This window comes from Pseudomonas sp. BIGb0381, assembly GCF_024809815.1.
Lineage (GTDB): Bacteria > Pseudomonadota > Gammaproteobacteria > Pseudomonadales > Pseudomonadaceae > Aquipseudomonas.
The window spans coordinates 341,834-355,020 of the sequence record NZ_JANUEN010000005.1; the positions used below are offsets into that span (position 1 = coordinate 341,834).

At 62.3% G+C, this 13,187-nt stretch carries 10 protein-coding genes; all 10 read right to left on the minus strand.

The annotated features are described in order from the left end of the window. Positions 1–50: 50 nt before the first annotated feature. Complete coding sequence (locus M2397_RS16840) at positions 51–1,583, minus strand: FGGY-family carbohydrate kinase (RefSeq protein ID WP_259244096.1); 1,533 nt, start codon at positions 1,581–1,583, stop codon at positions 51–53. 4 nt (positions 1,584–1,587) lie between these two features. Continuing rightward, positions 1,588–2,679: an alcohol dehydrogenase catalytic domain-containing protein gene (locus M2397_RS16845; protein ID WP_131698203.1), complete on the minus strand. Its 1,092-nt coding sequence runs from the start codon at positions 2,677–2,679 to the stop codon at positions 1,588–1,590. A gap of 25 nt (positions 2,680–2,704) precedes the next feature. Next, positions 2,705–3,697 carry an ABC transporter permease gene (locus tag M2397_RS16850; protein ID WP_145336211.1) on the minus strand — a complete coding sequence of 331 codons (993 nt, stop codon included), beginning with the start codon at positions 3,695–3,697 and terminating at the stop codon, positions 2,705–2,707. Further along, positions 3,663–5,171 (minus strand): sugar ABC transporter ATP-binding protein, encoded by a 1,509-nt coding sequence (locus M2397_RS16855; protein WP_184742964.1) that lies wholly within the window; start codon positions 5,169–5,171, stop codon positions 3,663–3,665. Before M2397_RS16855 ends, M2397_RS16850 begins: the two co-directional genes overlap by 35 nt. A 63-nt stretch (positions 5,172–5,234) precedes the next feature. Further along, the gene (locus M2397_RS16860; protein WP_259244097.1) at positions 5,235–6,158 is read right to left on the minus strand and encodes a substrate-binding domain-containing protein; all 924 of its coding nucleotides are present in this window, start codon (positions 6,156–6,158) and stop codon (positions 5,235–5,237) included. Positions 6,159–6,375: 217 nt separating this feature from the next. Further along, the gene (locus tag M2397_RS16865) at positions 6,376–7,842 is read right to left on the minus strand and encodes a hypothetical protein (RefSeq protein WP_259244098.1); all 1,467 of its coding nucleotides are present in this window, start codon (positions 7,840–7,842) and stop codon (positions 6,376–6,378) included. Between the two features lie 309 nt (positions 7,843–8,151). Beyond that, positions 8,152–8,721 carry a hypothetical protein gene (locus M2397_RS16870; protein WP_310521933.1) on the minus strand — a complete coding sequence of 190 codons (570 nt, stop codon included), beginning with the start codon at positions 8,719–8,721 and terminating at the stop codon, positions 8,152–8,154. Between the two features lie 288 nt (positions 8,722–9,009). Next, a complete protein-coding gene (locus M2397_RS16875; RefSeq protein ID WP_131698208.1) occupies positions 9,010–10,071 on the minus strand; it encodes a lipocalin-like domain-containing protein in 1,062 nt (353 codons plus the stop codon). Continuing rightward, positions 10,061–12,523 (minus strand): FtsX-like permease family protein, encoded by a 2,463-nt coding sequence (locus M2397_RS16880; protein WP_259244099.1) that lies wholly within the window; start codon positions 12,521–12,523, stop codon positions 10,061–10,063. Before M2397_RS16880 ends, M2397_RS16875 begins: the two co-directional genes overlap by 11 nt. Further along, positions 12,520–13,179: an ABC transporter ATP-binding protein gene (locus M2397_RS16885; protein WP_131698210.1), complete on the minus strand. Its 660-nt coding sequence runs from the start codon at positions 13,177–13,179 to the stop codon at positions 12,520–12,522. The genes M2397_RS16880 and M2397_RS16885 overlap by 4 nt, the downstream gene beginning before the upstream one ends. Between the last annotated feature and the right edge of the window lie 8 nt (positions 13,180–13,187).

Sequence of the window (13,187 nt, forward strand, 5' to 3'; positions counted from 1 at the left end):
CCCCTGTGGGAGTGAGCAAGCCCGCTCCCACATTTTTGGACCGTGTTGATTCAGGTGGCTTGCAGGTTGTGCATGATCGGTCTCAGGGCCGGGTACAGTTTCAAATACTCGGCGAACACCCGGTCATACGCCTCGACGTTTTCCGCTTTGGGCTCAGCCCGCAACGCCAGGTGCACCCACCCTTTGTCCATTGCCCCATCACTCACCAACCCCACCGTATGCGCCGCCAACAACGCCGCGCCCAAGGCGGCCTCGACTTCCTGGACAATGGTGTACACCGGTAACCGCGTGACGTCCGCGATGATCTGCATCCACAAATCCGAATGGCTTGCGCCCCCTACCACGATCAAGCGCGGGTCCAACGAGTGCGCGCCACGAGTACCCGCCTCGATGTTATGGCGCAGGGCAAAACTCACCCCCTCCAATACCGCACGGTACAGGTGGATACGGCTGTGATACAGGTTCAGCCCGACAAAACTGCCGCTGGCGCGGTCGTCCCATACCGGGCTGCGCTCGCCCATCAGGTACGGCAGGAACAACACCCCTTCGCTGCCCGCCGGAATGTTCATCGCGCTCTGTTCCAGCAGTACCAGGCTGTCCTGGCCACTGGCCTTGGCCTGTTGTTCCTCGGCCTGGCAGAACTGTTCGCGAAACCAGCTCACCGACGCCCCGGCGGTGATCGCGCCGCCGAAGATGTACAGGTCCCGATGGCCGTTGTAGACATGGGGCATGCTGACCAAGCCGTGGTGCGCATCCACCCGCTGGTTCAGGTAGCCCCAGCACATACTGGTGCCGATCATCGCCACATGGTTACCCGGCTGCGTGACGCCGGCTGCCAGCGTTGCCATAGCCGCGTCCACGCCACCGGCAAGCACCGGCATGCCCGCCTGCAAGCCCAGGCGCGTAGCCCAGTTTTCAAGCAAACCACCGACGACTTCACCGCAATACAGCAGTCGCTGCGGCATCATCGCCAACGGTATATCCAGCGCCGCAAGCATTGTTTCGGACCACCCCCGCGCCGCCATATCGTAGACCCCGCCGATATTGCCGGCGCTGCTATGGTCCACCGCCAGCTCACCCGTGAGGCACCAGTTGATATAGCTGTTGGGCGGCAGCAAGTAGCGGGTTTTCGCCCAGACCGCGGGCTGGTGCTGCTTGAGCCAGAGCATCTTGGTGAAACCGTAATAACTGTCCACCGAGTTGCCGGTGATCGTGAACAAACGATCCAGGTCGACATGCTCGCGCACCCACGCCACCTGCTCGCCGGCGCGGCGGTCCATCCAGATCAGGCAGGGGTGCAAGGGCGTCATCTGCCCATCCACTGCGATGCCCGAACCGCCATACAGGCTGCTGATGCACAGCGCCTGGACCTGGTCTTTGGCCACTCCAGCCTTAACCATGCACTGCGCCACGCAGTTCTCGACCGCATCCAGCCAGACCTGCGGCCATTGCTCGGCCCAGCGCACCTTGGGGGTATCCACGCTATACCCCTGGCGGTGCTGGGCAATGATCGTGCCTTGAGCATCCACCAGCAGCGCCTTGGTACTCTGGGTTCCTATGTCCACACCCATCACGTAGTTCATGCTGCTACTCCTGGGATGGCAGCACCGGCTTCAACAACACCTTGATCGACTTGGTCGAATTGGCCAGCTCAAAGGCTTCGGCAAAATCATCCAGCGGGAAATCATGGGTGACGATGCCCTTGGAGGTGACCAGTCCGCGCTCGAACAGGTCGATGGCAATCGGGTAGCAGTAGGGGCCGAGGTGGGCGCCACGCACGTCCAGTTCCTTGCGGTCGCCGATGATCGACCAGTCCACGCTGGTCTCGGCACCGAACACACTGAACTCGACAAACCGACCAAGCTTGCGGATCAGGTCCAGGCCCTGGGTGACGCCGGCCGGCACGCCGGTGGTTTCGATGTAGACGTCGCAGCCGTAATGGTCGGTAAGGCCATTGATCATCTCGCGGGCGTTGTCCCGCGCCGGGTTGATCACCACGTCGGCGCCGAATTTTTTCGCCAGCTCCAGGCGCTCATCGACCATGTCGATCACCACCAGTTTCTTCGGCGTTTTGAGCGCCGCGACCTGCACCATGCACAGCCCGAGGGTACCCGCACCGGCGATCACCACCACGTCGTCAAGCTGGATATCGCCGCGGTTGACGGTGTGGATCGAGCAGGCCATCGGCTCCACCAGCGCCGAGTCTTCCAGCGACACCGACGCGGGAATCTTGTGCACAATGGCGGTCTTGGGAATGCGCATGTACTGCGCCATGCCGCCTTCGGCCACTTCACGCTGGAAGCCGAAGATGTTGTGCACTTCACACATCCAATACTTACCCGACTTGCAGAAACGACACTTGCCGCACGGCACGATCTGCTCGGCGATAACCTTGTCGCCCACCTGTACCTCGAAGTGCTCCTCGGCGCCCTCGCCCACTTGCTCCACATAACCGAAAAACTCGTGGCCCGGTACCACCGGCGCCTTGACCCAGGGGTTGTCGCCGCCCCAGAACATCGCCGCGCCCGAGTGGCACTTGCAGTCACTGGCGCAGATACCGCACGCGGCGATGCGGATCACCAGTTCATTGGGCCGCGCCTGGGGTTTGCCGATGCGTTCCAGGCGGTAGTCTTTGGGGCCGTGGCAGACGACGGCTTGCATTTGGGTGTGCTTGTCCATGATGGTTGGCCTGTATGAGAGAAGTTTATTTATGGCGCTGACGGCTGATGAAAATCGCCAGCAAAATGATCCCGCCCTTGATCACGCTCTGGACGTAGGGCGACACCCCGAGCATGTTCAATCCGTTATTCAAGACCCCGAGCAGCATGGCACCGAGCAAGGTGCCGACAATCACCCCACGCCCACCGGCAATCGACGCGCCACCGAGTACCACGGCGGCAATCGCATCCAACTCGAACGACACACCGGCATTCGGCTGGCCGCTCATCAGGCGTGAGGTGAGCACCAGCCCGGCAATCGCGGCGGTCAGGCCGCTGATGCCGTACACCAGCACCTTGAAGCGCGCCGCGCGTACGCCGGACAAGCGCACGGCTTCTTCATTGCCGCCGATGGCGTAGATATAGCGGCCGATGCGCGTGTGTTGCAGCAGCACATAGGCGGCCAGGTAAGTGATCAGCATGATCAGGATCGGCACCTGGATGCCGAACACGCTTTCGCGACCGAAAAAAGCAAACCAGTCCGGCAACCCGGAAATCGGGTAGCCGTCGGTGTACATCAGGCCCAGGCCACGGGCGATGCCCATGGTCGCCAGGGTGACGATGATCGGCGGCATGTGCAGGTAGGCCACGAACAGACCGTTGCCGATGCCGAACGCCACGCCGATCAGCATGCCGGCACCTATCGCCAGCCCCGGCGGCAGCCCCGCGACCATCAGCCCGGCCGTCAGCGTGCCGGACAACGCCATCACCGGCCCCACCGACAAATCGATGCCACCGGTGAGGATCACGCAGGTCATGCCCACCGCGATAATCGCGTTGATCGACACCTGGCGCGCGATGTTCGTCAGGTTGCTGGCGGTCAGGAACGTGTCGCTGGCCAGGATCATCACCAGGGTCACCACCACCAGTCCCACGAACGGATAGAACGCCGGCGAGCGCACCAGCCGCGCCAAGTTCAGGCGCAGCCGCGCGGTGTCAGCGCGGTTAATGGACGTATTCACTTGAGCCCCCTGTTGCATGGCGCATGACCTCTTGAGGATTGACGGCGGACGCTTCCAGGACCTTGACGATCGCGCCCTTGTGGAACACGGCGACGCGGTCGCACATGCCGATGACTTCGGGCAGTTCGGAGGAAATCATGATGATCGCGTAGCCCTGTTCGGTGAGGCTGCGCATCAGCGCGTAGATCTGTGCCTTGGCGCCCACGTCGATGCCGCGCGTGGGTTCGTCGAACACCAGCACGTCGCAGTGGTGGTTGATCCAGCGGGCAATCACCACCTTTTGCTGGTTGCCGCCGCTGAGGTTGAACACCCGGCTTTCGCCGCTCGGGGCCTTGATCGATAGCTGCTTCATCAACGCCTCGACGCTGGCGCACTCCTTGGCCTTGTCGATCAGGCCACCGGCGTTCTGGTACTTGGGCAGGTTGTTCAGGGAGATATTTTCGCGAATGCTGAAATCAGTGATCAGCCCTTCGCTCTTGCGGCTTTCCGGCAGCAGCCCGATGCCATGGGCCAGCGCCTGGGCCGGGTCGTCGAGGCGGATTTTTTCACCACGCAGCCACACCTCTTTGCTCACCGACGGCAGCGCGCCGAGCATGCCCAGGGCCAGCTCAGTGCGGCCGGAGCCGACCAGACCGGCAAAGCCGAGGATCTCGCCCTTGTGCAGTTGAAAGCTGTTATGCGGACCGTTGCGCACGAGCTGGATGTCCTTGACCTCCAACAACAACGGGCCGCGTTCGGTGCCGGACTTGGGCGGGAAACTGCATTCCAGGCGGCGGCCCACCATCATTTCCACCAGGCGGTCGATATCGCTGTCGGCCACATCGGTCACGCCCACGTTGCCGCCGTCGCGCAGTACGCTGATGCGGTCGCACACCTGGAAAATCTCTTCCAGGTGATGGGAGATAAAAATCACCGCCACGCCCTGGCGCTTGAGCTCACGCATGATCTCGAACAGCAGTTCGGCCTCGCTGGGTGTCAGGGTCGCGGTGGGTTCATCCAGCACCAGCAAACGCGCATCCAGGGCCAGGGCCTTGGCGATTTCGACGAATTGCTGCTCGGCCACGCTCAAATGCTTGACCGCGCAATGCAGGTCGATGCTCACGCCCAGACGCTGGAACAACGCCTCGGCGGCCTCGACCATCTCGCGTTTGCGCAGCAGGCCAAAGCGGTTGCTCAGCTCATGGCCGAGGAAGATATTTTCCACCGCCGTGAGGTAGGGAATCAGGCTGAACTCCTGGAACACGATACCGATCCCGGCAGCGATTGCGTCGCGGTAAGTGGCGAAACGTTGCGCCTGACCGTCGATGAGGATGCGCCCTTCGTCCTGATGCTCGACGCCGCCGAGGATCTTCATCAGGGTCGATTTACCCGCGCCGTTTTCGCCGAGCAAGGCATGGATCTCGCCGCGCTCGACTTGCAGGTTGATGGACTTGAGGGCCTGCACCCCCGGGTAACGCTTACAGATATTTTCCAGCTTCAGAAGACTGCTCATGCCGCCGACCTCTCGCTCAGAAGGATGACCAGGGCCCCACGCATACCGGGGGGCCTGGGCGGTTTACCAGCTGAAGTCCTTGGCCTTGGCCTGGTCGATCAGAGTGATGTCCACCGGGATAGTGGCGGGCACTTGCGAGCCCCACTTCTTCGCCAGGGCAATGCCCAGGGCCAGGCGGATCTGGTCGCGGGGGTACTGGGCCGAGGTGGCGATTAATTTGCTGCCGGGCTTCTGGATCGCCTTGATCGCTTCCGGCGCGCCGTCGACGCTGACCAGTTTCACGTCCAGGCCGCTGGCCTCAATGGCAGAAAGCGCACCGAGGGAGCCGTTGTCGTTCACGCTGAAAATGCCCTTGAGGCCGGGTTGGGCCTGCAGCATGTTTTCGGTGACGGTCAGCGCCTGGTCACGCTCCTGCTTGCCGTTCTGGATGCTCACGATCTTGATGTCCGGGTGCTTGGCCACGGCCTCTTTGCAGCCGCGCACGCGCTCCAGGATCGGCACCACGGCGATGCCGTCGAGGATGGCGATATTGCCTTTGTCGCCGATGTGCCTGGCCAGGTATTCACAAGCCTGGAAACCGGCGTCGAAGTTCTTCGAACCGACGAATGAATCCAGCGGGCCTTCGGCCTGGGCGTCCACCGCCACCACCACGACACCGGCGGCGTGAGCGGACTTGACGGCCGATTGCACGCCTACCGAATCAGTGGGGTTGATCAGCAGGATATCGATGCCTTTTTGCAACATGTCTTCCACGTCGCTGACCTGCTTGGACACGTCGTGGCGGGCATCGGTGATGATGAGTTTCGCACCGATGCTCGCGCCGGCTTCTTCCAGGGCGTTTTTCATGGTGACGAAATAGGGGTTGTTGATTTCCTGGAACGACGCGCCGATGCGGATCGGTTTGGGGGGGTCGGCGAATGCCGGTACAGCGTTGCCGAGGGTGATGCTTACAGCCAATAAACACAGGGTTTTCGGGAGCATTTTCATGGCGTGGTCTCTGTTTTGTTTTTATTTTTAGAGCAAATGTTATCGTTAACATTTTGCGAGAAACTAGCAAGGAAACCAGGCCGGTGCAAGAGGCCGTTGGTCAGTCCCGAACAAATGTGGGATCGCCGGTGGTGAGCCGGTCGCCGAAACGAGCGTTGGCGAAACGAAAAAAAAGGAGCAGCCGGTTCCGGCTGCCCCTTTCATTTATCGCGATGTATCAGTGTGTGATGTTCTGGGTGCAGATGTGTCCCAGGCTCACGTAAGGGACGTTATCACCGCCCACTCCCACACCTTGGAACTCATCCAGCTCGATGCGCCAGCCACCGAAGTTGAAGGTGGTATCCCAGTTGTACGCCACACCGGTGCTGCTGTCCGGGATTACCACACGGTAGTCGCCGAAGCACTCACCCAGGGAGGCGCTGGCCAGGGTCGCGCCTGCACTGTTGGTGGTGGCCTTGAAGTCGGTCCAATGGAACTCGGCACCGTCAAAGCGTTTGTCGACGCGCAACACCGGCGTTACCCCCAGCAGCGGCACACCCGTGGAGTCGGCCCATTGGGTCGACCAGTTCAACGTGCGCGCGGTCTGCGTTGCCAGAGGGAACACCGACACCGGTACCCGCACAATGTTGTCGCCCTTCACGTCGAAACTCTTCAACTGCGGCGCCGAACCCAGAGTCAGGTTGTATTGGACACTCGGATCCTGGGTGACGCCAGGGTTGGCACGTACCCGCACTTGCACCACATAGCCAGGTGCCAGACCGGAGGCAACCAGGTCATCGCCGACCGGTACCTGGACCCAGTTGTTACCTTCCAGACGCTCGAAGATCCACTGGTCACTCACCTCTTTTTTGTCATCGCTCAGGGACATCGCCACGTTCTGGCCACGGGTGGCCTGGAAGGCGAAGTAGTCGACATCATCCGGGTTGTCGAGATTGCCCGTCACCTTGTTCAGGGCGTCGGGCAGCACGAACGAGGCTTGCGGGGTGTCGTTGGGTTCATAGGCATCGATGTTGGTGTCCACCGCCACGCCAAAACTGAACTGCGCGTCGGTGGCCTCATTGGCCACCATGTACCAGTAATAATCCCCCGCCGGCAGCACGCCACCCAGGAATTCATCGGCATTGCCCGCGTTGTCGGAGGTACCGATCAGTTGGGGATTGCCCTGGCCGTCATCCCGGAACAGGCTCAGCGACATATTGGCACCGGCACTTTGGTCAATCAGTTGCACCAGTATGCGAGCACTTTGCGGCAGGTTGAAGTGGTAGGGAAACTCCTGGCCTGTCTGCACATCGGTAATGGTGTAGAGGGTATTGACGTCCAGCGTCGGAAACAGCGGCACGAATTCGGCGACCTCCGTTTTCAGCTGGTCCTGGGCGGGTTTCTTCAGTTCGCTGTCAGCGGTGGCAACCGTGGTGGTTTTTGCCGGTTGACTGGCCACGGCCTTGGATTTTCCGGCCGCCTTGACCGCCATCGCCGCCTTGAGTTTTTGCTGCAACTGCGCGGAGATGGGCGTGGCTTCGAGCGTACCGCCCGACTTGAGGGCTTTTTCCGCAGCCTGCTTGACCGTCTGTGCACTCAGTTTCGGGGTGGGCTGCGAAGGGTATTGCTCGGCCAGGGCGAAGGCCGAAACGAAGCAGGAGGCCGCCATGGCCGCGCCCAGCATAAAGGCTTTTTTCGATTTCATTTTTTATCCATCCATAGTTAAAAACTGAAGGTCAGGTGACATCCGGTCACCTGGGATGGAATGTAGGACATTACTGGATGCATGTACAGTATTTTTTCAGATGAATGTGGCCTAAAGGAAAAATACGTGTAGGAAAAACTAGCCCCCTCGAACCTCTGCGTTTTCACTGAAGTAGCTCTCCAGCTGGTCGAGCTTCGTATATTCGGCAAAAAGTATCAGTCCCACGACAACCAACATCCCGACAAACCACACAATGGTGTAAGCAAGAAAAAAACTCATGGCTAAGCCCCCTCTGGCTGGAATATCAAATCACCATTGACCTCCAGGATCTGTCCCCGCATACCCACCCGCAGCACTTCCGATAACGCTACAGATCAGTTCACCACGCCCTTTAGCCGCAATGCCTAAAAAAATGTTGCATGCGCGCCGACCCAGCTTAGCGCCAAAACTCGCAGCTCCAGCCGCCCCAGCCACTCCCCCCACCAACCTCCCCGTCTCCACATACTTCGCCCTCCTGCACTGCGCCTCCCGCCCCGTCACACACGCCTCCTTGATCTCCAGCCCGGTCACGCCCACATCCAGCGCGATCCCAATGAAAGTTCCCTTACCCAGCCACTTGGACGTCTGCGCAATCTCGCGCATGCGCTGCGCATACCCCGCGATCTCGCCTTTATGCAGATAGCTGTTAGTCGAAATCCCCAGCACCTTCTTCAACGACTCACTGCCCTGCAACCCCGTGCCGAACCGTGCAGCGCCTTGCAGTTGCAGATCCAGGCGCCGGAACAGGGCCTGGCGCTGTTGGGTAAAACCATTCCGGTCCAAAGCACCGTCCTTCAAGCGCTGATGCAACCGCTCGATGTCCTCCAGGGTCTGCGCCACCTCGTCCAGATGCCGTGACCAGGCCGGGGCGCAGGTGCCGGTTCAGCACATCAAAATGGTCAGAACGTTGTCGGCTCGGGGCAGCGCCCATCAGGCGGGATTTCAAGCTGTTGTAGTCCGTTGCGCGGTCGTTGATATAGCTCTGCGCCATGCCTTACATCCGGGATGCAATGAAGATGGCGTCGAAATATAAGCAAGCACCTACGCCCCGAACACAAGCGCAGGTGGGCTGAATTGCATTTGGGAAGTTGCCTACTTCACGAAGAAACTGGGCCTACAGAAACAACCCTAATAACCGGTCATCTCCAGGTAACCCACCCCACCCTCAAACCGCACCGGTCCTTCCCAATACGGAATACTCAGGTTCATCCAGGCGTTGGGGTTGACGGCCTGGGTGGTGATATCCAGCTGCTTGCTGGGAATCTTCAGCGACCAGCGTGTGGGAATCTGGCGTCCGTCGATGGCTGTTGTGTCCAGCGGTGCCAGTTGGATATCGGCGTTGTGCAGGGTCTGGGTGTGGCCTTCGCGGTCGATCCAGGTGCCGGTCAGGTAGGACGCGCCGTCGGTTTGCCGCACACGAAACAGCATCAACTGCTCGCCACGGTCCAGGTGCAGGGAGAACCAGTCCCAACCGGTCTGACTGGCGGTCAACGGTTGGCTGCTCCATTCGCGGTCGAGCCACGCCGGGCCGCTGACCTGATACGTCTTGCCGTCGATGCTGACGCTGCCATCGGCGGTAAAGAAGGGTTGGCTGTAGTAGTACGACGCCTGGCCCTGGTCGGATTTGCGGCTGTAGCCGTTGTCGCCCTGCAGCACCAGCGGGCGGCTGGAGGTCAGGCGCAGGTCGTAGGCAAATTGCGCACCGCTGGCCTTGAGCTGCATGTCCGCCAACGCGCTCGCGGCGCCGGGCTGGCTGGCGAAATTCCAGTCGTCGATCCACGCGTTGAACGGCACTGCCTGCGCCCCGGCCTGGCCGACGCCGCCGCGGGCGAAGCGTTCGGCGGCGTAGTGGTGGGTGGCGGAAGTGACGGCGGCGTGGCCAAGCCATACGGTCGAGTCGTGCCAGCCGGCTTGCGTCGGCTCGGCCTTGAGGGCGTTGCGAAACAGCGTCCATTGCACGCCGAACACATTGCCTTGTGCGTCCTTGAGGTTGGCGGTGACGTACCACCACTCGATACGAAAACCATCGTGGGGGCCGTGGTCCTCGGGAAAGCTGAAGACCTTGCCGGGCAGCACCTGGGCAAAGTCGGCCGCGTCACTGCCCAGGCCGGCGAAGCTTTCCTGTGGCGCAGGGACTTTGTCACAGGCCACCAGCAGTAATACGGCGCACATCAACGACTTAATCTTCATGGGCAAACGTCCTCAACAAATCCACCGGACGACTGCGGTACAGCTGCCACAGCGGCCAGGCCGATGCCAGCAGCGTGGCCAGCAGCGCCAGCCCCAGCAATTGAGCGAGCTGCCACGGGAACACTTGCAACGGCAGGCGCCAGCCAAAGGCCTGCACGTTGATCACCGCATCCAGGCACCACGCCAGCAACAGGCCCAAGGGCAATGCCAACACCAGCGTAAGCACCGCCAGCAACCAGGTTTGCCCCAGGTTCAGCAGCATCAATTGCCTGCGCGTCACCCCCAATGCCCACAGCGGAGCGAGTTGGCCGAGGCGGCTCTGGCTCTGGGTCAGCAGGCTGATGAACAGCGCCACACCGGCCACGCCCAAGGTCAGGCTGTTGAGCGCGGCGGTGGCGGCGAAGGTGCGTTCGAACACCTGGCTCGACCAACCCTTGAGTTGCTGTTGATCGACGATACGGCTGTCTTCCAGGGCAAAGGCGCGCTGCACTTCACCCACCAGCGGCGCCACGTTTTCCGGCAATACCCGCAGGTTGAAACGCGCCGGCGTCAGTGTCGGCCAGTGGGCCAGCAGGTGGCGGGAATTGACCAGCACGTGGCCCTTGGGATTGCCGTAATCGGCGTACACCCCCACCACGGTCGGCGACCACACACCCTGCGGCGTGGGAATGCTCACCATATCACCCAGCGTCACCCCCAGCCGCCGCGCCAGTTGCTCGCTGAGCATCAGGGTCTCGCCTTGCTGCAACTGGTCCCACGGCGCGCTCGCCGCTTCCAGCAGCGGCCAATGCTGACGGTAGGTCGGGTCGTCGACCACGCCAAACAGATCCGCCGGCCAGCCCTGCAATTGCACCGCGACCTGCCAGGTGGGCAACACGGTTTGTACCAACGGTTGCTGCGCCAGCCAGGCACCGAGGTGTTCTGCCTGGGCCGGGTTTTGCGGGTTGAGGTACAGCTCGGCGGTAAGGCGTTGCTCCAGCCAGTTATTGAAAGTGTGGCGAAAGCCCGAGGTCATGGAGCCCGCGCCGATATTCGCGGCCAGGGCCAACAGCAGCGCCATCAATGCGAGGCTCAGGGCCGGCAGTTGTTGACGGCAGTCAGCCAGGAACCACTGGCCGAGTACCGAACGGCTGCGCCCCAATACGACCTTCAACAGCCCATTGAGCACGACCGGCAACCCCAGGGCGGCGCCGAGCAACAACCCCGCCATCAACACAAAGCCCGCCGCCAGGCTATCGCCCAACCATAACGCCAACAACGCGATCAGTAAGGCCGTAGCCGCGACCCAGCCCTGGCGCCGCAACCAGCGCCCATGGGCCTCGTGCCAGGCCTGGGCATTGGCCAGCGCCAGCAACGGCAAACGTGCCGCGCGCCACAGGCTGCTGGCGCCGGCAAGCAAGGCACCGAGCAAACTCAAGCCCAGCCCCGCTGCCCACCACCCTGGGTTCAAGCTCAATTGGCCCGGTACCTCGGCGCCATACAGGCCGCGCAGGCTGGCGGCCACATCCGGCAGCAACAGGCTGGCCAGCAGGTAACCGCTGGCGACGCCGAGCACGCCCCCCAGCAGCGACAACGCCCCCAACTCCACCCCCAGGCCGAGGATCAACATCCGCGCACTCACCCCACAGGCGCGCAACGTGCGCAACAACCCCCGCCGCTGCTCCAGGGCCAGGCCGATGGCCGCGTGCACAATGAACAGCCCCACCACAAACGACAGGAAGCCCAACGCATCAAGGTTCAGGTGAAAGCTCTCGGTCAACCGCGCGAGGTTATTCTCCTCGCCCTGCTTGAGTTGCAGCCCGGCGGGCGGTGTGGGATGGCGAGCGGCGAAGGCCTTGTCCACCAGCAGGCGCGAGAGCTGGCCGGGCATCTCCAGCAGCGGCTGGGCAAAACCGATATCGGTGAGCAACAGGCCGGGCGCCATATCCGCCTGGACCTGCAACGGTGGCAGGCGCTGCCCATTCAGTGTGAGCGGTTGCTGGCCTGCGCGCAGCCCCAGGGCCTGCAAGGTGTGCGGCGCAATCCAGGTACGCCCCGGCGGTTCAAAGAAGGCCAGCATCTGCGCCTGGCTCAAGCGCTGCCCCGCCACCGCGCCGCTGCCGGGCAACGACAGCGGCTCAATGCCCATCAACTGCAGGCGCACATCCTCATGCCCTTTGAGTTGCAGCCGCCCCTGCACCACCGGCGACACCGGCCACCCGGCGCGGCGCAGTTGGGCAAACAGCGTTTGCGGGAAACTGGCGGCGTCCGGCGCACTCAGGCTGGCCTGGGGTTCGCCGCCGATCAATTGGCTGGCGCGCGCGTAACTGTCACGGGCCTGGCTGTTGAGGGCCTGCACCCCGGTCAGCAGCGCGGTGGCCAGCCACAGGCCGGCAAGTACGCTGAAAAACTGCACCGGATGGCGTCGCCAATGGCTGAGCAAGGCGCGCATGGTCCAGTAAAACACGCTCACGTCGGCAGGACCTTTCCATGATGCAGCACCACTTGCCGGTCCAGGCGGGCGGCGATGCGTGGGCTGTGAGTGACCATCAACAGGCTGGTGGGACTGTCGCGCAGCAGGTCCAGCAGCAGTTGCAGCACCTCGTCGCTGGTGGCTTCGTCGAGGTTGCCGGTGGGCTCGTCGGCCAACAGCAAACCCGGGCGCGAAGCCAACGCCCGTCCGACTGCCACCCGTTGCTGCTGGCCGCCCGAGAGTTGTTCCGGATAGCGCTTGAGCAAGTCCCCCAGGCCCAGGCGTTCGACCAATTGCGCCTGCCACTGCGGATCAAAACGCCCCGCCAGGCGGGCCTGGAATGCCAGGTTGTCGTCGACACGCAAGCTGCCGATCAGGTTGAACTGCTGGAACACCAGGCCGATCTCGGTACGCCGCCAGTGGGCCAGTTGCGCCTCGCTGAGCTGGTCGAGGCGCTGCTCGCCCACCTGGATAGTGCCGCCGTCCACCCGATCGAGCCCGGCCACCAGGTGCAGCAAGGTGCTCTTGCCGCTGCCGGACTCGCCCATCAAGGCCAGGCTGCTGCGCTCGCTCAGATGCAAATCGACCCCCGCCAACACCGGCAGCGGGCCTTGGGGAGTGGCGTAGCTTTTAAAGACACCTTGCACCTGCAACATGGCAACAC

What these genes read in the sequence shown, in the direction of transcription:
- M2397_RS16840 (WP_259244096.1), bottom strand. Translation starts at nt 1,583, where the DNA reads ATGAACTACGTGATGGGTGTGGACATAGGAACCCAGAGTACCAAGGCG.
- M2397_RS16845 (WP_131698203.1), bottom strand. Translation starts at nt 2,679, where the DNA reads ATGGACAAGCACACCCAAATGCAAGCCGTCGTCTGCCACGGCCCCAAA.
- M2397_RS16850 (WP_145336211.1), bottom strand. Translation starts at nt 3,697, where the DNA reads ATGCAACAGGGGGCTCAAGTGAATACGTCCATTAACCGCGCTGACACC.
- M2397_RS16855 (WP_184742964.1), bottom strand. Translation starts at nt 5,171, where the DNA reads ATGAGCAGTCTTCTGAAGCTGGAAAATATCTGTAAGCGTTACCCGGGG.
- M2397_RS16860 (WP_259244097.1), bottom strand. Translation starts at nt 6,158, where the DNA reads ATGAAAATGCTCCCGAAAACCCTGTGTTTATTGGCTGTAAGCATCACC.
- M2397_RS16865 (WP_259244098.1), bottom strand. Translation starts at nt 7,842, where the DNA reads ATGAAATCGAAAAAAGCCTTTATGCTGGGCGCGGCCATGGCGGCCTCC.
- M2397_RS16875 (WP_131698208.1), bottom strand. Translation starts at nt 10,071, where the DNA reads ATGAAGATTAAGTCGTTGATGTGCGCCGTATTACTGCTGGTGGCCTGT.
- M2397_RS16885 (WP_131698210.1), bottom strand. Translation starts at nt 13,179, where the DNA reads ATGTTGCAGGTGCAAGGTGTCTTTAAAAGCTACGCCACTCCCCAAGGC.